Annotated in this window: 14 protein-coding genes and 1 riboswitch; of the genes, 8 read left to right on the plus strand and 6 right to left on the minus strand. The window is 70.4% G+C overall.

Going from position 1 to position 20,681, the window contains the following annotated elements:
• Window positions 1–118: 118 nt before the first annotated feature.
• Both ACGFZA_RS11390 and ACGFZA_RS11395 read right to left on the minus strand, forming a co-directional pair.
• Complete coding sequence (locus tag ACGFZA_RS11390) at window positions 119–2,146, minus strand: sensor histidine kinase (RefSeq protein ID WP_393678901.1); 2,028 nt, start codon at window positions 2,144–2,146, stop codon at window positions 119–121.
• 67 nt (window positions 2,147–2,213) lie between these two features.
• Window positions 2,214–2,948, minus strand: coding sequence for a response regulator transcription factor (locus tag ACGFZA_RS11395; protein ID WP_393678731.1), 735 nt, complete (start codon window positions 2,946–2,948; stop codon window positions 2,214–2,216).
• A 137-nt stretch (window positions 2,949–3,085) separates the two neighbouring features.
• On the opposite strand from ACGFZA_RS11395, the gene ACGFZA_RS11400 reads away from it, so the two are divergent.
• Complete coding sequence (locus ACGFZA_RS11400; protein WP_393678732.1) at window positions 3,086–3,907, plus strand: maleylpyruvate isomerase family mycothiol-dependent enzyme; 822 nt, start codon at window positions 3,086–3,088, stop codon at window positions 3,905–3,907.
• A 105-nt stretch (window positions 3,908–4,012) separates the two neighbouring features.
• Here the strand turns inward: ACGFZA_RS11400 and ACGFZA_RS11405 are convergent, their stop codons facing one another.
• The 4 genes from ACGFZA_RS11405 to ACGFZA_RS11420 all read right to left on the minus strand — a co-directional run bounded on the left by ACGFZA_RS11405 (window position 4,013) and on the right by ACGFZA_RS11420 (window position 10,911).
• Window positions 4,013–5,797, minus strand: coding sequence for an AAA family ATPase (locus ACGFZA_RS11405; protein WP_393678733.1), 1,785 nt, complete (start codon window positions 5,795–5,797; stop codon window positions 4,013–4,015).
• 289 nt (window positions 5,798–6,086) lie between these two features.
• Entirely contained in the window at window positions 6,087–8,258 is a 2,172-nt protein-coding gene (locus ACGFZA_RS11410) for a hypothetical protein (protein ID WP_393678734.1), read from the minus strand.
• Window positions 8,259–8,313: 55 nt separating this feature from the next.
• Complete coding sequence (locus tag ACGFZA_RS11415; RefSeq protein WP_385280088.1) at window positions 8,314–8,793, minus strand: hypothetical protein; 480 nt, start codon at window positions 8,791–8,793, stop codon at window positions 8,314–8,316.
• A 438-nt stretch (window positions 8,794–9,231) separates the two neighbouring features.
• The gene (locus ACGFZA_RS11420) at window positions 9,232–10,911 is read right to left on the minus strand and encodes a DUF262 domain-containing protein (RefSeq protein WP_393678735.1); all 1,680 of its coding nucleotides are present in this window, start codon (window positions 10,909–10,911) and stop codon (window positions 9,232–9,234) included.
• Between the two features lie 523 nt (window positions 10,912–11,434).
• Between ACGFZA_RS11420 and ACGFZA_RS11425 the strand changes: the two genes are divergently transcribed.
• From ACGFZA_RS11425 to ACGFZA_RS11455, 7 genes are all read left to right on the plus strand, one after another.
• The gene (locus ACGFZA_RS11425; RefSeq protein ID WP_393678736.1) at window positions 11,435–13,501 is read left to right on the plus strand and encodes a phosphocholine-specific phospholipase C; all 2,067 of its coding nucleotides are present in this window, start codon (window positions 11,435–11,437) and stop codon (window positions 13,499–13,501) included.
• 162 nt (window positions 13,502–13,663) lie between these two features.
• Window positions 13,664–13,773, plus strand: a riboswitch (SAM riboswitch).
• Window positions 13,774–13,820: 47 nt separating this feature from the next.
• Window positions 13,821–14,234 carry a hypothetical protein gene (locus ACGFZA_RS11430; protein WP_393678737.1) on the plus strand — a complete coding sequence of 138 codons (414 nt, stop codon included), beginning with the start codon at window positions 13,821–13,823 and terminating at the stop codon, window positions 14,232–14,234.
• Between the two features lie 248 nt (window positions 14,235–14,482).
• Window positions 14,483–15,778, plus strand: a complete 1,296-nt coding sequence (locus tag ACGFZA_RS11435) for a cytochrome P450 (protein WP_385280101.1) — start codon at window positions 14,483–14,485, stop codon at window positions 15,776–15,778.
• Window positions 15,775–17,031: a cytochrome P450 gene (locus ACGFZA_RS11440; protein ID WP_385280104.1), complete on the plus strand. Its 1,257-nt coding sequence runs from the start codon at window positions 15,775–15,777 to the stop codon at window positions 17,029–17,031. Before ACGFZA_RS11435 ends, ACGFZA_RS11440 begins: the two co-directional genes overlap by 4 nt.
• Window positions 17,032–17,065: 34 nt before the next feature.
• The gene (locus ACGFZA_RS11445) at window positions 17,066–17,947 is read left to right on the plus strand and encodes a TIGR03854 family LLM class F420-dependent oxidoreductase (protein ID WP_393678738.1); all 882 of its coding nucleotides are present in this window, start codon (window positions 17,066–17,068) and stop codon (window positions 17,945–17,947) included.
• A gap of 281 nt (window positions 17,948–18,228) precedes the next feature.
• Window positions 18,229–19,203: an arabinan endo-1,5-alpha-L-arabinosidase gene (locus ACGFZA_RS11450; RefSeq protein ID WP_385280110.1), complete on the plus strand. Its 975-nt coding sequence runs from the start codon at window positions 18,229–18,231 to the stop codon at window positions 19,201–19,203.
• Window positions 19,185–20,636 carry a family 43 glycosylhydrolase gene (locus ACGFZA_RS11455; protein ID WP_393678739.1) on the plus strand — a complete coding sequence of 484 codons (1,452 nt, stop codon included), beginning with the start codon at window positions 19,185–19,187 and terminating at the stop codon, window positions 20,634–20,636. The genes ACGFZA_RS11450 and ACGFZA_RS11455 overlap by 19 nt, the downstream gene beginning before the upstream one ends.
• Window positions 20,637–20,681 lie beyond the last annotated feature (45 nt).

Raw genomic sequence — 20,681 nt, forward strand, 5'->3', positions numbered from 1 at the left:
CTCCGTTCCAGGTCGGCCTCGACGGATCGCGCGGTGCGGGGGCGCACCGCGGCGCGAGGCGTGCCGACAGGCTGGCGCGAAGTTATGAAGAAGCTGTCAGAGCGCTGTGGTCATCGCATCAGGGCTGCCCGGAACCTTCCGGCCGACCGTCCGCGGCGCCGTCCGTGGCGCCGTCCGTGGCGTCGTCGTCGGGGCCGGGACGGTCGGCCGGAAGGCGCAGGGTGAACACCGAGCCCTCGCCCGGCACGCTCACCGCCGAGGCCGAGCCGTCGTGCGCCTCCGCGAGCTTCCGTACGATCGCCAGCCCGAGGCCGCTGCCTCCCGTGCGACGGCTGCGGGACTTCTCCGCGCGCCAGAAGCGGTCGAAGACGTGGACGAGGTCGGCGGCCGGGATACCGATGCCCGTGTCCGCGACGTCCACGAGGACCGCGTCCCCGGCCGCGGAGCCGTACGCGCGCAGGGTCACCGTCCCGCCGGACGGGGTGTGGCGGACGGCGTTCGACACCAGATTGCCGATGGCCTGGCGGAGCCGTACCGGGTCGGCCGTCAGCCCCGGCACCGGACGATCCGGTGGCGAGGGCGGCACCAGCAGCGTCACCCCGGCCGTCTCGGCACGGGCCTGGTGGGCGGCGGCGACCTGGCCCAGCAGTTCCTCGATCCGTACCGGTCCGGCATGCAGCCGCAGCGCACCCGCGTCGGCCTGGGCCAGGTCCTGGAGGTCGTCGATGATGTGCTGCAGCTGCACGGCCTCCTCGTGCAGGGACGCGATGAACGCCGGATCCGGATCGGCCACACCGTCCTGCGCGGCTTCGAGCCAGCCGCGGATGTTGCTGAGCGGGGTGCGCAGTTCATGGGCGACATCGCTGACCATGGCCTTGCGCTGGGCCTCCAGCCGTGCGCGGTGGGCGGACATGTCGTTGAACGTGGCGGCGAGCCGCCCGATCTCGTTGTCCGCCGTGACCAGGACCGGCGCCGTGTCCTCCCCGTCCCGCATCCGCTGGGCGGCCCCCGTCAGGGCGCGCAGCGGGCGGACGAGCCGGGCGCCGACGAGTACCGACGCGCCGACGGTGAGGGCCAGGACGAGCGCGGCCGCCCCGGCGATCCTGGCGGTGTTCGCCGGGGAGAGGTCAAAACCGGGGACGGTGGCGCCGCCGGTGTCGCTGATGAACAGCAGGGCGGGCGAGGCGACGTACGAGCTGAGCTGTTCACGGCGGGCCGTGCCCACGCAGGAGGCGATGGCCCGGTCGTCCTCGCTGGTGCTGACGGCCGGGGCGGGGGCGGCGCTCGGCATGGTGCCCGGCGTCTCGGCCGGCGCGCGCGCCGCGGCCTGCGGCGGGATGCCGGGCGCGGTGCGGGGAGCCTCGGTCGGCGGCATGGTGGGTACGGCCGTGGGCACGGGTTCCGCGCTCTGCCCCCAGGACAGATCGAGCTTGAGATCCACACCGGTGCGGCCCTGACGCTTCAGACAGGCGTCGGCCAGCTGGTTGAGGGCCTTCAGAGCCTTCCGCTCCGTGGCCGTCGGGGTGTCGAGGGCGTCGGTGGCGCACCGGGTTCCCTGGAGCCGGTCGGGGGCGTTGCCCACCACCTGGATCACCGGGCGCCCGCTCTCGGTCCGGACGACGTCCGAGGCGATCCCGGACTCGCTGAGGCAGGCCACGCCCCGGTCCGCGATCTGCCGCAGCGCCGTACGTTCCGCGGCCGGCAGCCGGAACGGCCCGACCGCACGGGGATCGACCCGGTCCGCCGGGGTGCCGGACGGGCCCGCTTCCTCGGCCGCCAGCGCGGTGTCCACCGACAGCGGGTCCACGATCGCCGACGCCTGGTCCGGCAGCGCGGCGGCCGCCTCCGGCGCGGCCGAGTCGGCGAGCGGCGCGCGCTGTTGGGTGGTCAGCGCGATCCGGCGGCCGGACTGGTCGGCCAGATCGCGTACCGTCTTCCCGACGCCGTCCCAGGTGGGATGGGCCGCAGCGTAACCGAGCAGGCTGTGGTAGATCCGGGCATCGGCCGTGAGGTTCTGCCCCTGCTCCTGAAGGATCGCGCCGGACGTCGTCTGGACGGCGATCCAGGCCGTGGCGGCGACCGAACACGCCGCCACCAGCGCCGACACGGTCAGCAGCCGGGCGAAGAGGCTCCTGCGCAGCGGCAGCCGTGTCCGCGAAGCCGCGGGCTCCGACGACGACGCGCCGCGCGTACGGCCCCGAGGGCGCCCTCCGTTACGACGACGCACGTGCCGTGGCCTTCGCGGGGTCGGTCAGCTTGTAGCCGACACCGAAGACGGTGAGCAGCCGGGCGGGCCGGCGCGGGGCGGGCTCGATCTTCTTGCGCAGGTTCATGACGTGCACGTCGACCGTGCGGTCGCTGATGTACCGGTCGAAGCCGTGCAGTTCCGCGAGCAGTTGCTGCCGGGAGAAGACCCGGTCGGGCTCGGCCGCCAGGGCGGCGAGGATCCTGAACTCACCCGGGGTGCACTCCACCGCCTCGCCGTCGACCGACACCACGTGCCGGGTGGGATCGACCACCAGCGCCCCCACCTTCAGGACGGCCTCATCCGCCGGGCCGGCCTCGCCGGCGCTCGCGGCACGGCGGTTGCGGCGCAGCAGCGTACGCACCCGGGCCATCAGTTCGCGCGGGCTGTACGGCTTGGTCACGTAGTCGTCCGCACCGAGGTCGAGGCCCAGCAGCAGATCGTCCTCGGTGGTGCGGGCCGTCAGCATCAGCACCGGCAGCTCCCGGCACTCGGCGCGCAGCACACGGACCACGTCCAGACCGTCGGCCCGGGGCATCATCACGTCGAGGACCAGCAGGTCCGGCTCCCGGTGCCGGACGGCGTCGAGGGCGGCGAGGCCGTCGCCGACGACGGTGACGGCATGGCCCTCCCGTTCCAGGTAGCGGCGGAGGAGTTCCGCCTGTTTCTCGTCGTCCTCGGCGATGATCACATTGGCGCACACGCGGTCGATCGTAGAGGGGTTCGAATGACCGGCGTCGACCTCTTGCCGGGAGGCCGTGCGAACTGCTCTTCTGTACCCGCAGGTAACAGGCAGGGACGGCAGACGGGTGGGTGGCCACTCACGAGGACGGTGGCGCAGTGGAGCGAGCGGCAGGGCAGGAGGTGCGTGGCGTGCTGCCCGAGGGGCTGGCCGAGGCGATACGCACCACGGCCGAGGAGATCGCGGAACTGCTGCGCGGCGCCCCCGACACCGGCACCCCGGTACCGCGGCTCACCTGGACGGTGGGGGAGGTCGCCGCACATCTGGCACAGGCCAACGCGCTGATGGCCGAGGTCGCGGCAGGGCGGTCGCACCACCACGGCGACGGGACCCCGCAGGGCATCGCCGAGGCCAACGAGCAGGCACTCGCCGCGTTCGGCGAGCGGGCGGCGGAGCCGCTGGCGGCGATGATCGTGACGCAGGCGGACGCCTATCTCGACGCGGTGGCCGCACACCCCGCGGACGAGACGCTGACGACGCCGATGGGCCCGATGAACCAGGTGGTCCTGGGCTCGTACCTCCTGACGCACATGCTGGGCCACGGCTTCGACCTGGCGCGCGCACTGAAGCGCCCGCACATGGTCGACCCCGCCCGGGTCCGCCTCGCGCTTCCGTTCATGATCCAGGCGATGCCCCGGGTGACCGACGCATCCACCACGGAGGGGCTGAACGCCCGCTACGCGGTACGGCTGTGGGGCGGCGGCCGCTTCGGTGTCACGTTCACCGACGGCTCGGCGGCCGTGGGCCACGAGCTGCCGGACCGCCCGGACTGCACGATCTCCATCGAGCCGGTCACGTTCCTGCTGATGGCGCTCGGCCGCTGCTCACGCGTGGGCGCCATGGCCAGGGGGCGGGTCTTCGCGTGGGGCCGCAAGCCGTGGCTGGGGCCCAGGTTCCCCGCGTACTTCAAGGCGCCCTGAGCGCACGCGCGGAGCGGCCGGGACCGCGCGGAGCGGGCCCGGCCCGGTCGTTGCCCGGCATCAGCGCGCTCATCGCGCCGTGGGGGACCTCCGGCCGTGGGCGGCCTACGAGTCGGTGGCGTGCGACTCCATGAGCTCCTGGTGCGCTGCCACCACGTCCTCGGCGAGCACGGTCACCATCTGCGCACGCGTCGGTGTGCTGTCGGCATACGTGGCGTACAGCCGCAGGTCCCGTTGCGCGGAGGCCTTCTGGCACAACTCCCGTGCGAACCGGGCGTTGCCCACCGTGTCCGCCATACCGCCGTCGACGATCGCCGAGCAGAACGTCCCGAGGACCCCGACCGCCCCTTCGTCGGGTTCGTCGCCCTGGGAGGCAAGGACGGCGCGGGCGATGAGGACCAGTTCCTGAGCGGAATAGGACGGGAAGTCGACACGCGTGGTGAACCGCGACACGAGCCCCGGGTTCGCGGCGAGCAGCCCGACCATCTCGTCGCGGTACCCGGCGAGGACGACGACGAGCCGGTCCCGGTCGTCCTCGGCCCGCTTCAGGAGCACCTGCAACGCCTCGTCGCCGAACGCGTCGCCACCGCTGTACCCGCTGTTGGACAGGGCGTACGCCTCGTCGATGAACAGCACCCCGTTCAGCGCCGAGTCGATGACCTTGCTGGTCTTGATGGCCGTGGACCCGAGGTGCTGGCCGACGAGGTCGACACGCTGGGCCTCGATGACGTGCCCCGAACTCAGCAGCCCGAGCCCGGCGAAGACCTTGCCGATGATGCGGGCGACGGTCGTCTTCCCCGTGCCGGGCGGCCCCGCGAAGACGAAGTGCCGGGGGCGGGCCCCGCCGGGCAGCCCCTGCTCCTCGCGCAGTGCCGCCATGCGCAGCTGCGCGATGAGGGTGAGCACCTGGCGCTTCACCGGTTCGAGACCGATCATGCCGTCGAGCGACTTCTGTGCCTCGGCGAGCAGTTGGGCCCGTGCGTCCGTGGACAGCCCGCCGGAACCGGAATCGGCGCCCCCGGTGCCTCCCCGGGGAGGCTGCTGCGCCCCGGCCGGAGCCGGCACCGTGGAAGGCGGGGTGTCGGGCTGCGCCGGCCTCGGCGGAACCAGGTCCGCCGCGACGGGTGCCGGTGCGGGAGCGGGCCGCGCCTTGGCCCGGGTGCTCACGTCGAAGAGGTCGGGGGCGCACCGGAAGGCGTACTGGTACCGCTTCAACGCCTCCTCCTGCCGCCCCAGCTCCTCCAGGGACCGCCCCATGAAGTACTTGGTCTCGGCGTCGAACCGGCTTCCGGTTTCCAGCCTCTTCGGCAGTGGGGAAAGGACGTTGAGCGATTCGTGGTAGACGCCCTGGGCGAAGAGCGCCGCACCGACGTACAACTGCGCCTCGTCGTAAAGGAAGGCGTCCCCGATACCGGTCGCGAACCTCAGCACGAGGGCCCAGTCCTCCTTGACGAACGCATAGCGCGTGCAGACGAACTTGGTCTCGTCGCAGTCGAGTTGAGCGGTGGCGAGCCCGGCCCACGCCTCGTCGACCCGCTTCCTGTCCAGCAGTGAGGACATGGCCGCCAGCCACAGGTCGCGCGCGTTCTCCAGACGGAAGGTGACGTAGTGGCCGATCTGGAACGTGGACCGCAGCGGCAGCCCGAACTTCGTACGCAGCGCCCCGAAGGTCCCGGAGCACCGGAGCATGGCGTCCAGCGCCTCCTGCTGCCGCTGACCGGTCGCGTGCAGCCCCAGCCACGCGTCGGCGGCAGCGGGATCGTGGGTGGTGGCGAGCGCGAACTGCGCCCCTGCGCCCGCGGTGTCCCCGCGCTGCATCAGCACCATCGCCTGGTTCCAAGCCTGTTCGGCCTTCCTGACCGAACCCCGGCTCGCGGCTGGACCCTGCACGTGACTCTCCCCTCGACGGGCGCGCAGCCCGCGCCGGCGGCCGACGGGGCCCACCGTGATGACCTGGAACGCCGGTCAGGATAACAACGCGCGTGTCGTGCCCCGGGGTGGCGCAAGCGTGGTCACGCGGTGCGGGAGGGGGCGGGGACGACGGTTCGGGCGGGCGCTCGCACGGTGCGCGGGCGCCGCCCGGAACCGGGTCGGGAGCCGGGAAAGCGAAGGAACTCGATTTCAGAGAGGAATGAGAAGGAAGCCCCTTCATGGCCTGGCCCGGGGCCCAAGCTAGCACTCAGCCCGGGATCAGGTCGCGCAGATTTTCGAGGGTGACGACCCGGGAGTCCGGGTGCAGCCCCTCGGGGCGTTGGAGACCGATGTACGTCACGGGCTCGTCCGGGGCCGGCCCGCCGTCCGAGAGTTCCACGGCATCGCTGCCCCCCGGCATCAGCTCGATCAGATGACGCACCGTCAGGTACTCGCGCTCCACGACGGCGCGCACCGCCTTGGACACCGACAGCTGGTTCTGCTCGACCCGGTTGGCCGACGAGATGCCCTTCAGATACAGGTGCAGCCACTTCGCATGCCAGCGGCCGTCGTCCTCGCGCCGGAACACCAGCGGCAACGCCACCCGGCCCGTACCGCGAAGCTCCGACTTCATCCGCACGGTGCGCGGCTCGAACGGCCTGCCCTGCTGCTCGCCGTCGCGCAGCATGAACCCGAAGAACGACTCCTCGACCTGCTCGAAGCCCTCGCCCGAGAAGATGTTGACCTGCGGAACGATGCAGGCGCTGCGCACCAGGTCCAAGGACAGGCTGATGAATTCCGAGGCCCCGTCGGGCGCCTCGGTGACATCGCCGGAGTGCTCGCCCCCGACCGTTCTCAGCGAGGTGTAGGACAGCCACGCGTCGGTGCTGTAGTCGGCGTGGAGAAGCAGAGCGGAGAGGTCGTAGTCGGTCCGGTTCTCCTTCTCCTTCCAGTAGGTGAAGAAGCGCAACTGCTCGCCGTCGACCGCCGAGACCGACCCGCGCGGCAGCACACCGAGCCCGCCCGCGCTCGCCCTGCCGCTGAGAGGCAGCGCCACGTCGAGCACGGCGGGGTCGACCAGCAGCCGGCCCGGAGTCGGCAGCCGGCGGCGTATCTCGGCGTCGAGCGCGGCGATCAGACGGTCGCGGTCGGCGTCGGGGACCGGGGGCCGGAAGTCGGGACTGACCCAGCCACCGCCCCGCCGGTTGACGAAGATCCGGGGCGCGTCACTCTCGCGTCCCCGGTTCTGGAAGTGCTCGCGGACCGCGAGCACGACCCGCCCGGACACCTCTGGGGCGACCTCGGCCGCGGCGGCCACCACCGCATCCCGAACCTCCTGGTCGGCGGCGATGCGCAACAGGAGGTCCAGGGCGCGGAACAGCTTGCCGGGAGCCGACTTCAGCAACCGGGTCGCGCCGAGGACGTCGAACTCGTCCAGAAGCTTCTCGACACGGCTGTCGAAGCTCCGCGCCTCCTTCTCTCCCCGTGCCACCGCGAACACATCGGCGGCGTGCGGCCAGCGCGGGTACTCGTGCGGGTGGAGACGCTCACCGAGTCGCTTGAAGGGTTCGCGGTGCGCGTGCACATCGGCCAGCTTCGCCGGGTTGGCCGCGATCACGGCGTCGAGGCCCGCGAGCAGCGCCCGGCGGACCGGCCGCGAGAAGGAGCGGAACCGGGTCGGCGGGTTGAGCGTCACGTCGCCGTCCGCCAGCGCGCAGGCCAGCCGCAGCACGTCGACGACGGTGTCCAGCAGCAGGCCGGCGCCCACGGCGAGACGTGCCTCGTTGACGACCGCCCGGTTCTCCCGGACCGGCATCGCCTCCGGCTGGGGGCCGAGTGCGCACTGCCCGGCGAGCGTCTTGAGGTCGCGCAGGTGCTCCTCGCCCAGCGGCGTCGTGCTGCCCGCCAGGGCCAGGTAGAGATCCGTGAGTTCGTCCCGCAGGTTCCGCCCGAGGTGCAGCACGGTCACCCGGTCGCCCGCGGACGCGATCAGCTCGGGCTGCGCCGCGAGCATCTCCTCGTAGGTGTGCTGGTAGCGGCCGTACGAGGGGAGGCTGAGCAGGTTCAGCGCCCCGTTCGCCAACTGCGTCAGCACGCTCTCGCGCGACCGGTCGTCGCTGAGCGCCTTCGTCACACACGACATCCAGAACTCTTCGGTGTCCGGCACATGCGCGGGAAAGTCGATGAAGTACGGGTTGTGCCGGACGTGGTCGCCCACCATCTCGCCCACGGTGTGCAGCGTCTGCCGGGCAGTGCGCAGGACCGTGGCCTCGGACAGCCCCGACAGGTGCTCCAGGAGCTGCGCCGACAGCTTGAACCCCACAAAGGTCAGCGCCGCGTCCAGCCTGCGGGCGGCGCTGCTTCCTTCGCCGGCGGGCCCCTCGGGCAGGGGAAGCCGGTGGGTGTGCCGGATGACCAGCGATGTGAGACGGTGCGACATCCGTGGATGATCGCAGAGGTGTGCGAGTCGGCGCACAGGGGTTTCTGCGCACCGATCAGGCGGCCATGGCCACGGCCGCCTTGCCGAGCGACACGTCCCGCTTCCCGCCCACCTTGCGCTCCCCGAAGACGACCACCCGCAGCAGCATGAACCGCCCGGCGCCGGCGATCGCCGACGCCGACAGGTAGACGCTCTGCTGCACGAGCGCCGAAGGCTCGGACCGGACCGCGTACAGGCAGAACAGGGCCCCGGTCGTGAAGGCGTAACTCACCGCCACGGTCAAGCCCGACTGGAGGTGGACACCCCACCCCCGGCGCTCGCTGCGGAACGAGACCCGGCTGTGCAGTTCGGTCGCGATCACGGTGGACACCACGGTGACGAGAGCGTTGGCGAGGACCAGCGGCATCCGGTCGTGGAGGAGGACCAGAACGCCACTGGAGGCAACCCCGACCCCGCCACCGCAGATCACAAAGCGCACGAAGGCCGCCAGGGCCGGGTGAAGCGTGCGCGTCGGCGGGAGCGAAGGGGCGGTCACGAGTGGGCCTCCGAAGGCTGTGTGAAGCGGTGTGCGGTGCGCGGTGCGCGGTGCGCGGTGTGTCTATTCCACTCCAGAACCTACGGACCGGGCGTCCTCCGCACGACCCGGTTTCTCCCCTACCTTTCTGGGGGTTGTCCCCCAGGAGGGGCTGGGGGTAGCCGGGGCACGGTGGCTCCGGTCAGGGTCGGCGGGCCGAACGGACCGTGCTCGCGGGGCGGCCGCGAACGCTTGCCCACCCCGCCGACGGACGGTGCTGTCCAGAGTGTGATCGTGCCGTCGGTCATGGACGCCTGCTCGTGGGGCCCGATCCTGCTCACGGATGGGAGCTGTCGCTGTGATCCAGTCCGGCCGGAAGCCCCGGCCGGCCCGTCGGATGCGGCACACCGCAGCCCGGACACGGACATGCCGCTGAACCGGAAGGGGTGCCCGGGAGCGCTACAAACGCCACTCCTCGGCAAGCAGGCCGAGAAGCTCCGTCTGACGCTTCTCCAGATGCTCCGGTGTCCACGTGTCCTGACCCAGGACGTGTGTGGTCAGGGGAAACGTGACGACACCTCGCTTGAGGTAGCGCTCCTTCTTGTCCGTGAAGTCGAGATTCTGTACCTGAGAGTTCTTTGCACGGCTGAGCAGCACCAGGTTGGCCAGTCGGTGTGTCCACAGTGCGCGTTCGTCCGGGGTGAAGTCCGCACGCCACTGCGACTGGGGAGCGGGGTTCTGGGGGAGCACGTGCTCGACCGTGATGCGCGGAGCGTCGTACGTCGCCACGATGTCGTCCTCGGCCACCAACTCGTCGAGTCGCAGCAGGATGTACCGTCGCGTCCTCAACTCGTGGTAGACGTCGCCGTTGAGCCGGTGGAGTGTCTCGGACCTCTCGGCCACGGACAGTTGGAAAGCCGGCGCTTCGAGAGCTCTGTCCGGGGCCAGTTCCTTGAGCTCGGTCAGCAACTCGGCGAAGCGGAACACGCGGGGAGTGGTGTAGACGCGTCGGATGAACATGCTCGCGGCGAGACGTTCCAGTGACCGGAGGAAGGATCCCAGCCACATCGGATCGTCCCCGTGCGACGTGAGCGCCCACAGCGCGGCCGGCCACCAGTCGTTGTTGTCCAGCAGCAGCAGTCTGCGGAACCACAGGTTGACCTGGTCCGACCCGTCTCCGGCGGCGTACGCCTTGTCCCGGATCACCGCGGAGGCCTCGGCGTAGGGCACGAGGACCTGATCCACGAACTCCTGGGCCCGTCCGCCCTTGTAGTGAACCAGGACCTGGCTCTGGAACTCCTTGAGCAGTTCCTGGCGTGCCCGTTCGCCGGAGAAGATCATGCGGATGTGGAGGAAGAGGTCGGAGAAATCCTCGCGTCCGAGGCTCTCTTCCGAGTCCTCCCACCGCCTGGCGTAGGTCTCCGAGACCTCCTCGTCGATCTCTCCGATGATCTGGGCCTTGAAGATGTCGGCAGGCGACAGGTCGAGGCCCCGGGAGTTCATGACGCTGAAGATGCGATGGGCGCTGTCCAGGTCAGGGGTGCTGACCGCGACCAGGAAGGTCTGGACCCCCATCAGCTTGCACAGGGAGAGACGCTGCTCGTCGCTCCAGGAGGCCAGGGCGGTGTGCAGTGCCAGGGCGTTCGCCTGGACGGCCCTCTGCGCGTCCGTCCGGAGGTTGTGGGGGTTCAGCGCCAGGAGCGTGCTGATGGAACCGGCGGTCTGGATGTGCTGCTGGAAGAAGTCGGCATCCCGAGGACGCAGGGTGAGCCGGGGCTTGGCCTTCAGCCCCAGGACCGTGTTCCCGGGCTCGGAGATCATCGCCACCAGATTGGTCACCACGTCGGGCTGCTGCGCCAGGTCGCGCAGCACGGCCAGAAGGATGGTCAGGGTTGTCAGGCGCTGCTGACCGTCGATGACGTCGGCCTCGGCGGAGCCGCTGTCCTTGACGAGCACCAGAGAGCCGAGGAAGTAGGGTTCCCCGTCACCTCTGAGGAGGGCTTCCTCGAGGTCGGCCAGGAGCTGCTGGGCCTGTTCGGGCTGCCATGCGTAGGGGCGCTGGTAGTCAGGGATCCGGAAGTCGTAGTCACTGCAGAAGACTTTGTGCAGTGGCACTTCGCGCGCTTCAAGTTGAGCCATGACCTGCATGATTCCCCACGCGGCGAGGGCTTCGCAGCGAAGCGGAGGAAGACTTGCCGCTCGTGTGAGCCGCCGGTGGCGCGAATTGTTCGGGGGTACGTGCGCATGGCGAGGCAGCCGGACAGGAACAGTCTTGTCGACGCGGCGGCCAGGACGGCCTGAGCCGCACAGCCGCGCGCCGGCGACGAGAGCCGGATCTCAGGTCCGGACAGGTTGAGTGCATTCCTCGGGCGGTTGCCCGACATCGGCAACGGTCTGCCTTCACAGCTTCTACCGGCTCGACGCAGGGAAGACCCTGGCTTCGTGCAGGTGAAGGCGTAGAGGGTGGCTGAGAGGGTAGAGGGCCGGGACGGTCCTGCGTTCGTCGTGCCGTGCGGGCCGGCTCGTGGGATGTTCCGTCGCCGAGTGTTCCGCCGACCGCCACCCCGTGCACACCGCACGGGTCTTCCGTCAGGACGGTTGATTCTGGAACACTCCAGTCGCTTTCACCCCCACATCCCCTCACCCGCAGAGGCCCCCACCCATGGCAGATCTCAACCGTCGCCGCCTCCTGCAACTCGCCGGAGGCGCGGCCGCCTACACCGCGTTGTCGAGCAGCATCGCCCGCGCCGCCTCCCTTCCCGCGCGGGGGCGTACGGGTTCCCTCCAGGACGTCGAGCACATCGTCGTCCTGATGCAGGAGAACCGTTCCTTCGACCACTACTTCGGCACCATGAACGGCGTCCGGGGTTTCGGTGATCCGCGGCCGGTCACGCTGCCCAGCGGAAAGCCGGTCTGGCACCAGAAGGATCTGCTCGGCAAGGAGGTGCTGCCCTTCCGGCCGCCCGCCGACAAGCTCGGGATGCAGTTCCTCCGCGACCTGAACCACGACTGGGCGGGTGGGCACCGGGCGTTCAACAAGGGTGCGTACGACCAGTGGGTGCCGGCCAAGACCGCGACGACGATGGCTCACCTCACACGCGAGGACATACCGTTCCACTACGCTCTCGCCGACGCGTTCACCGTCTGCGACGCGTACCACTGCTCGTTCATCGGATCGACCGACCCGAACCGCTACTACCTGTGGAGCGGATACACGGGGAACGACAAAACCGGCGGCGGCCCCGTGCTCGGTAACGACGAGGCGGGGTACGGATGGACCACCTATCCCGAGCGGCTGGAGCAGGCCGGGGTGTCGTGGAAGGTCTATCAGGACATCGGTGACGGGCTCGACGCCGCCGGGTCCTGGGGATGGATCGATGATGCCTATCGGGGGACGTACGGCGACAACTCGCTCCTGTACTTCAACAGTTACCGCGGTGCAGCGCCCGGTGACCCGCTCCACGACAAGGCCCGCACCGGTACCGACATCAAGAACGGCGGCGGGCTCCTCGACGACCTGAAGGCCGATGTCCGGGCCGGTACGCTGCCCAAGGTCTCCTGGATCGTCGCCCCGGAGGCGTACAGCGAGCATCCCAACTGGCCTGCCAACTACGGCGCCTGGTACATCTCGCAGGTGCTGGACGCCCTGACTGCCGACCCCGAGGTCTGGGGCCGGACCGCCCTCTTCATCACGTACGACGAGAACGACGGCTTCTTCGATCACATCGTGCCGCCCTTCGTACCGTCGGGGGCCGCGCAGGGACTGTCCACCGTGGACACCTCCGCCGACTACTTCCCCGGTGACATCCGGTACGCCGCCGGGCCGTACGGGCTCGGTCAGCGAGTGCCCATGCTCGTGGTCTCCCCGTGGAGCACGGGAGGGTTCGCCTGTTCCGAGGTCTTCGACCACACCTCCGTGATCCGCTTCATGGAGCAGCGCTTCGGTGTGCACGAGCCCAACATCTCGCCCTGGCGGCGCGCCATCTGCGGTGATCTCACCTCGGCCTTCGACTTCGGCCGTACGGACACCTCGGACGTCTCGTTGCCCTCGACCGACGCCTACGAGCCTCCGGACCGCCTCCGGCACCCGGACTACGTTCCCGCGCCGCCCGCCACCGGCACCGTGCCCAAGCAGGAAAAGGGGGCCCGGCCCACCCGGCCGCTGCGCTACGCGCCCTTCGTCGACGGCGCCGCCGATACGGCCACCGGCAAGTACCGCCTCACCTTCAGCGCCGGCGCCGCCGCCGGGGCACAGTTCCTGGTGACCTCCGCCAACCGCACCGACGGACCCTGGACCTACACGACCGAGGCGGGCAAGTCGCTCTCGGACAGCTGGAACACCGCCTATTCCAAGGGCGTGACCGACCTCACCGTCCATGGCCCCAACGGCTTCCTGCGCACCTTCCGGGCCGGCGGGAAGGTGGCCGGTCCGGAGGTGACGGCCCGTCATGATGCCGTTTCCGGCGGGCTGGAACTGACCTTCGTCAATGGGGGCGCCGCGACCGTGCGGCTGACCGTACGCAGCGCCGCCGCGTACGGGGGAGGGGTGCAGACCTTCGCGGTCGGCGCCGGCGCGACCGTGACACACGCGCTTGACCTGCGGGGGAGCAAGAGCTGGTACGACGTCACCGTCATCTCCGACGTGGACGCCACCTTCCTGCGGCGCTTCGCCGGGCACGTCGAGACCGGCCGGGCCGGTTCCAGCGACCCCGGTCTCGTCACCGGGTGAGTGCCCCGGGGCCTCTCCCCGGCACGATCGGGAGGGGAGGGCCCCGGGGGTCGGGGGAGGGCCGGCGGGAGGTCCGGCGGCGTGTGGTGTCCGGTACGGGGTGCCGCGTGCCCCTGACCACTCGTCGGGTCGTGCCGTTTGCGTGGGTTAGAGTCGTGGGTGGGTCATGAGTTCCAGCGCACAGCCCCGGCTTGCTGGACGGCACCCCGCTCCGCTGCGGGTGCTCCGGGTGACGACCTGCCCCGTGCGCAGGGTGCGGGGAACAGCGGACCGCGGTGCAGGGCACTCGGGGTCCTCACCCCGGAAGGCGAACCTCACCGTGCTGCGTCATCTCGCTCAGAACGACTCCGTGCGGAGCGACGCCTGCTCCCGCTACGCCGCGGGCCACCGCGTGCACTGGATCCACGCCAAGAAGTGCCGCCAGGAGCCGGGGCAGGCCGTCGAGGTCCTGCTCACCTCCGGTGACGTCGGCGACGACGGATGGGTCGGGCTGCGGCCCGCCTTCGACTACGCGGGTGACCTTCCCTCGGTGTGGACGCACGCCCCTCGCGCGCTGCGGGAGTCCCTCGCCGCTCACCGCGGGCGGGTGTACTGGCTGGCGCGCTGGCATGCCCTGACGCTCGTGGAGGGCGAACGCGGAGGTGGCGTCGGTGGCGGACTCGCCGGCGGCAAGGGTGCCGGACTGGTCAACGTCGCCCTCCAGGGCGGGGATCTGTGCGAGGAGGGTCAGTAAGAGGGCGAGGATCTGCGCGAGGCGAGGCGAGCCGGGCACGGGGCGAGGGCCTGCGCCAAGGCGGCACCGTACAGGGGCAGTAGATCGCGATGGTCGGCAATTGCGGTGAGATGTCGACCTGTTGTTACGCTCAGGGTGTGGGATTGACCGCTGTTGACAGTTCCGGCGTCACATAAAATCCTTATAGTGGCCATGCGTTGATCGCATGATCGTGACGCTTGCAGCTGTCGCCACAGGAGTCAGGACTCATGACGCGCCCATCTTCCGCCGAGCCCGCGCCGACGTCTCCTCCTCCGCCTCCCGGCTGTCCGGCTCACGCCGGGGCCGTGCCGCTCGACGGGCCCGAATTCCAGGCCGACCCCCAGGCCGTCTACCGGGCCATGCGCAGCGATCACGGGCCCGTCGTCCCGGTGGAACTCCCGGGCGGGTTCCCCGCCTGGCTGGTCATCGGCTACCGCGAGCTCCATCAGGTCACCAGCGACGGGCAGTTGTTCCCGCGCGATGTCGGCCTGTGGAACCAGTGGCCGCACATACCCGAGGACTGGCCGCTGCTGCCCATGGTGGGGCGCCCCCTGCCGTCGATCTACTTCAGCGCGGGCGAGGAGCACCGGCGGCACGTCCGCATGGTCGGACCGGCCCTCGAAGGCGCCGATCCGCATGCGATCCGCAGGCACTGCGAGCAACTGGCGGACCGGCTCGTCGACGAGGTGTGCAGCCGCGGCACGGCCGACCTCGTCGCCGACTTCTGCGAGCCACTCCCCGTCCTCGTCCTCGCCCGGCTGGTCGGCTTCCCCGACGACGAAGGGGCCGACATCGCGCGGGTGCTGAAGGACCTCGCCGACGGCGGACCGGACGCGCAGAGCGCCCATCTGCGGTTCGGGGAACACATGGCCCGGCTGGTGGCCGCGAAGCGGGCCGCACCCGGGGACGACGTGACCTCCCGCATGCTCGCCTTCCCCGAGGCGTTCACCGACGAGGAGTACATGCTGGATCTGATGGCCGTCACGGCCGCCGGGCACCTCACCACCGCCGACTGGATCAGCAACTCCGTGCGGCTGATGCTCACGGAGGACGAGTTCGCCGACTCCATGGCCCGTGGCCGGCGCAGCATCGGCGATGCCATGAACGAGGTCCTCTGGGAGGACACGCCCACCCAGATCCTCGCCGGACGCTGGGCCGTCCGGGACACTCGGCTCGGCGGTCAGAACATCAAGGCCGGGGACATGCTGCTGCTCGGGCTCGGCGCCGCCAACACCGATCCGCTGGTCCGCCAGACCCTGTCCGGCACCGCCGCATCCGGACAGGGCGGCAACGGCGCCCATCTCGCCTTCAGCCACGGCGAGTACCGGTGCCCCTTCCCCGCCCAGGAGATCGCCGAAGTCATCGCCCGTACCGGCATCGAGGTCCTGCTCGACCGGCTGCCCGACCTCCGGCTCGGCGTGCCCGCCGCCGACCTCGTACGACGGCCCTCTGCGTTCCTGCGAGGCTCCACCTCGCTCCCCGTTCGGTTCACCCCCGTTCGTACGACAGGAGACTTCTCGTGAACTGCCCCCATGCCGCCGCCCGGACGGCGGCCCAGGACGGCGGGACCGTCGTCATCGACCCGATGGTCCAGGACCTGGACGGCGAGACGGCGCGGCTGCGCGACGCCGGACGGCTGGCCAGGATCGAGCTCCTCGGTGTGCCGGCCCTGGCCGTCACCCGGCACGCGGACGCCCGGCAGCTGCTGCTCGATCCGCGTCTGGTGAAGGACCTCGATGCCTGGGGCCTGTGGCGGAGCGGTGAGGTGACGCACGCCTGGCCGCTCATCGGGATGATCGATGCCGGCCGGTCCATGTTCACCGTCGACGGCGACGAGCACCGCCGGCTGCGGACCAAGACCTCCCAGGCGCTCACGCCCCGCCGGCTGGAGGCGATACGGCCCGACATCGAGAAGTTCACGGAGGAGCTGCTGGACGCGCTCGCCGAGGGCGGCAGGGACGGGGCCGTCGTCGACCTCAAGTCCGTGTTCGCGCAGCCGCTGCCCATGCGGGTGGTCGGCATGCTGATGGGGGTCGACCCCGCCGCGAACGCCATGCTGACCCGCCAGTACAAGGCCTTCTTCTCGATGCTCACCCCGCAGGACGAGCGCCTGGCCCTCCTCGCGGACCTCGACGTCTTCTACGCCGGGCTCGTACGCGAGAAGACCGCGCAGCCCACCGACGACCTGACCTCCGCCCTCATCCTGGCCGACGAGGGCGGCGAGCCGCTGACCGAGGAAGAGGTGGTCGGCAACCTCAAGGCCATGGTCGCGGCCGGGCACGAGACCACGATCGGGCTCATTCTCAATGCCGTACGCGCCCTGCTGGCCCACCCCGAGCAGTTGCGGATGGTCCTCGACGGAGAGGTCTCCTGGGAGACCGTGATCGAGGAGACCCTGCGGTGGGACACCCCGACCACCCATCTGCTGATGCGGTTCGCCACCGAGGACATCCAGGTCGGTGACGATGTCATCGCCAAGGGCGAGGGCGTCGTCATCTCCTACCGGGCGATCGGCCGCGACCTCGAGCAGCACGGCGCCGACGCCGACGCCTTCGACATCACCCGCCCCACCCCCATCCGGCACATGACCTTCGGGCACGGTGCCCACATCTGCCCGGGCGCGGCGCTCTCCCGCGTCGAGGCGGGGATCGCTCTGCCGGCGCTCTTCGGGCGCTTCCCCGAGCTGCGGCTCGCGGTGCCGGATGCGGACATCCGCAAGCTTCCCGTGATGACGCAGAACGACATGGAGGCGTTCCCCGTTCTGCTCAACGCCTGAGCCCGCCCGGGAGGGCGCGCGTAGGGTGGCCGACATGAAGATCCGCTTCGGAGTCGGGCTCGGCGCAGGTGCGTCCCTGTCGGGTTTCAGCCGCATCGTCGACCGTCTCGAAATGGACGGTGTGGATTCGCTCTGGCTGTCCGAGCACATCTACTCCGACGCCGTGGACCCCTTCGTCGGCATGGCCCACGCCCTGTCGAGGACGAGCAGGCTCAAGGTCGGTACGTCGGTCGCGGTCCTCCCGGGGCGGCACCCGGTCCTGGTCGCCAAACAGCTGGCGTCCCTGGCCGGGCTCTCGCCCCGGCGGGTGCTGCCGGTCTTCGGGCTGCAGCCCGCCCGGGCCGGCGAACGGGAGCTGTTCCCCGCACCGGAGGGACGGCGCGGGGAACTGTTCGACGAGTCCCTGCAGCTGCTGCGGGCCTCCCTCGGCGGGGAAGTCGCACGCTTCGACGGGGAGTTCCTGAAGGCCGAGGGCGTGCGGGTCGCGCCGCTGCCCCCGAAGCCCCTGGACATCTGGCTCGGCGGCAGCGCCCCCGCCGGACTCCGCAGGGTCGGGCGGTACGGGGACGGCTGGCTGGGGTCCTTCCTGACGCCCGAAGCGGCGGGACAGGCCCGCGAGGCGATTCTGGCCGCGGCCGAGGAAGCCGGACGCGAGATCGAGCCCGATCACTTCGGGATCAGCCTCACCGTGGCGGAGAACGGGATCCCGCGGGAGCTGGCCGAGACGATTCACCGGCGCGCTCCGCGGAGCGACCCACGGGATCTCGTGGCCGATGGATGGCCCGAACTCCACCGCCTGCTGGACGGATACATCGAGGCAGGCCTCAGCAAGTTCGTGGTCTACTCCGCCGGGGACCGGCCCTTCGATGCGTTCGTGGACCGGTTCGAGGCGGAACTGCTGCCCCGTCAGAACTGAGCGGCCCCTCATGTGACCGTTCGGCAGGGTGCGCTTTCGTCACCGCCCTGACCGTGTGTATTTCGTGCGTGCGTGCGCGAGCCGTTGACGCACGATCCGTTCGACTCTACGGTCCGTTCGAAGTTACGTGCGCCATTCGGTATATCGAACGCGCATCTTCGATACGGCGAAGTCATTGGATTTCCCGAAATAGTGGCGCCTTCGTGGCAACCGGAAAGCCTTCGGCGGCGACTGCTGTACGAGCCCACGCTCCTCCCGTACCGAAAACAGGAGGTCCCCTCATGAGCCGCACCACCCTCCGAAGGACCCTCGCGGTCCTTCCCGCAGCCCTTCTCATGGCCCTCGTGCCGGGCAGCGCGTCTGCCTACCCCAACCCCGGCAAGGTCACCGGGGACGTCGTCGTCCACGACCCCTCGATGGTCCGGACGTCCTCGGGGCAGTACCTGCTCTACTCGACCGGCGACAACCTCCAGCTGCGCACCTCCACGGACCGCACCGCCTTCGGCCGCTCCGGATCCGCGTTCGGCGCACCGCCGAGCTGGTGGAAGAACTACTCCTCGGCCTCCGACCCATGGGCGCCGGACATCTCGTTCCACGGCGGCAAGTACCTGATGTACTACGCGGTCTCGTCCTTCGGATCGAACACCTCGGCCATCGGGCTGGCCGGTTCCACCACCGGGCAGCCGGGCAGCTGGACCGACTACGGCACGGTGTACACCTCGAACTCGTCCAGCGACTACAACGCCATCGACCCCAACCTCTTCGTGGACGACGACGGCAAGTGGTGGCTGTCCTTCGGCTCCTGGTGGACCGGGATCAAGATGATCCGCATCGATCCCTCGACCGGGAAGCAGTACGCCGGTGACACCGCGCGCCGCTCGCTGGCCTCCCGCCCCACCGGGACCAAAGCGGTGGAGGCGCCGACCGTGGTGAAGCGCAACGGCTACTACTACCTGTTCGCCTCGTACGACACCTGCTGCGCGGGCACGAGCTCCACGTACAAGGTCAAGGTGGGCCGCGCCACGAGCGTCACGGGGCCGTACTACGACCGCAACGGCGTGAACATGCTGAGCAACGGCGGGACGGCGGTGCTGGAGTCGCACGGCCGCTACATCGGGCCCGGCGGGCAGTCGGTACTCGCCGACTCCGACGGCGACCTGCTCGTCTACCACTACTACGACGGCCAGGACAACGGGACCCCGAAGCTCGGCGTCAACCTCCTGAACTGGAGCAGCGGATGGCCCGTCGCCTACTGACCCTGCTGAGCGCCCTCCTCCTCGCGCTGGTCCTGGCGCAGCCGGCGCCCGCGTCGGCGGCGGAGGGGCGTCCGTACACCAACCCGGTCAAGGCGCAGAAGGGCGCCGACCCCTGGATCTCGTACCACGACGGCAACTACTACCTGGTGACGACCAGTTGGACCGATGTCATCACCATGCGCAGGTCGCCCACACTGGCCGGACTCGCGACCGCCCCCAGCGTGCAGGTCTGGCAGGGCGACGCGGCCTCCCGCTGCTGCAACATCTGGGCGCCCGAACTGCACTACTCCGGCGGGCGCTGGTACCTGTACTACGTGGCGGGGCAGAACATCGCGGACTACAACCCGACCCAGCGGGTCCATGTCCTGGAGAGCGCCGGTGCGGACCCGATGGGGCCGTACACGTACAGGAGCGGGCTGGGCAGCGCCTGGATGCTCGATCCCAGCGTGCTGACCGTCAACGGCAAGCTGTACCTCCTCGGCAGTGCGAGCGGCGGCGGCACCCAGAACCTGGTGATCGCGCCGATGTCGAACCCGTACACGCTCAGCGGGTCGTTCTCGACGATCTCCACACCCGTGTACGACTGGGAGAAGTCCGGGGCGGCCGTCAACGAGGGGCCGGAGGTGCTGCAGCGGGGCGGGAGAACGTACCTCGTCTACTCCGCCAGCGGTTGCTGGACCCCCGACTACAAGCTCGGGCTGCTCACGCTGTCCGGTTCCGATCCGCTGTCCGCGTCCTCGTGGACGAAGAAGGCGAATCCGGTGTTTCAGCGCAAGGACTCGGCGGGGGTGTACGGGCCGGGTCACAACGGATTCTTCACCTCACCGGACGGAACGGAGAGCTGGATCGTCTACCACGCCAACGACTCCGCCTCGGACGGCTGCGACAACGGGCGTACGGCGAGGGCGCAGAAGTTCACCTGGAACGCCGACGGCACACCGGACCTCGGTACGCCCGTCGCGCCCGGCACCACCGCGGCGGGGCCGGCCGGGGAGACGGCGGCCACCCCCACCGCCTACACCGTCGTCAACCGGGCCAGCGGCAAGTGCATGGATCTGGACGCCGGTTCGGACGCCGACGGGACCGACGTCCTCCAGCGCACGTGCGACGGCGGCACCCGGCAGCGATGGCGCGTCGAGGACCGGGGCGACGACACCAGCCGACTCGTCAACGTGGCCACCGGGAAGGTCCTGGACACCGCGGACTGCTCGTCGGCCGACGGAGCGGATCTGCGGCTGTGGTCCTGGCTGGACAACACCTGCCAGCGCTTCAGATTCCTCACCACGGATGCGGGCGGCTGGGTGCGCATCGTCGGCCAGGCGTCGGGGAAGGTCGCCGACGTGGCCGACTGCTCGGCGGCGGACGGAGCCGACGTACGACAGTGGTCCTGGCTGGACAACTACTGCCAGCAGTGGCAGTTGAAGCCGGTCTGAGCGGTCGCGGACGCGGGCAGCAACCATTCGGCCGACCGGTGGCAA

This window comes from Streptomyces sp. NPDC048211 (genome assembly GCF_043202315.1).
Classification (GTDB): domain Bacteria; phylum Actinomycetota; class Actinomycetes; order Streptomycetales; family Streptomycetaceae; genus Streptomyces.

Excerpts from the sequence above, each read along its gene's own strand:
- ACGFZA_RS11410 (WP_393678734.1), bottom strand. The coding sequence starts at position 8,258 with ATGTCGCACCGTCTCACATCGCTGGTCATCCGGCACACCCACCGGCTT.
- ACGFZA_RS11420 (WP_393678735.1), bottom strand. The coding sequence starts at position 10,911 with ATGGCTCAACTTGAAGCGCGCGAAGTGCCACTGCACAAAGTCTTCTGC.
- ACGFZA_RS11425 (WP_393678736.1), top strand. The coding sequence starts at position 11,435 with ATGGCAGATCTCAACCGTCGCCGCCTCCTGCAACTCGCCGGAGGCGCG.
- ACGFZA_RS11435 (WP_385280101.1), top strand. The coding sequence starts at position 14,483 with ATGACGCGCCCATCTTCCGCCGAGCCCGCGCCGACGTCTCCTCCTCCG.
- ACGFZA_RS11445 (WP_393678738.1), top strand. The coding sequence starts at position 17,066 with ATGAAGATCCGCTTCGGAGTCGGGCTCGGCGCAGGTGCGTCCCTGTCG.
- ACGFZA_RS11450 (WP_385280110.1), top strand. The coding sequence starts at position 18,229 with ATGAGCCGCACCACCCTCCGAAGGACCCTCGCGGTCCTTCCCGCAGCC.
- ACGFZA_RS11455 (WP_393678739.1), top strand. The coding sequence starts at position 19,185 with ATGGCCCGTCGCCTACTGACCCTGCTGAGCGCCCTCCTCCTCGCGCTG.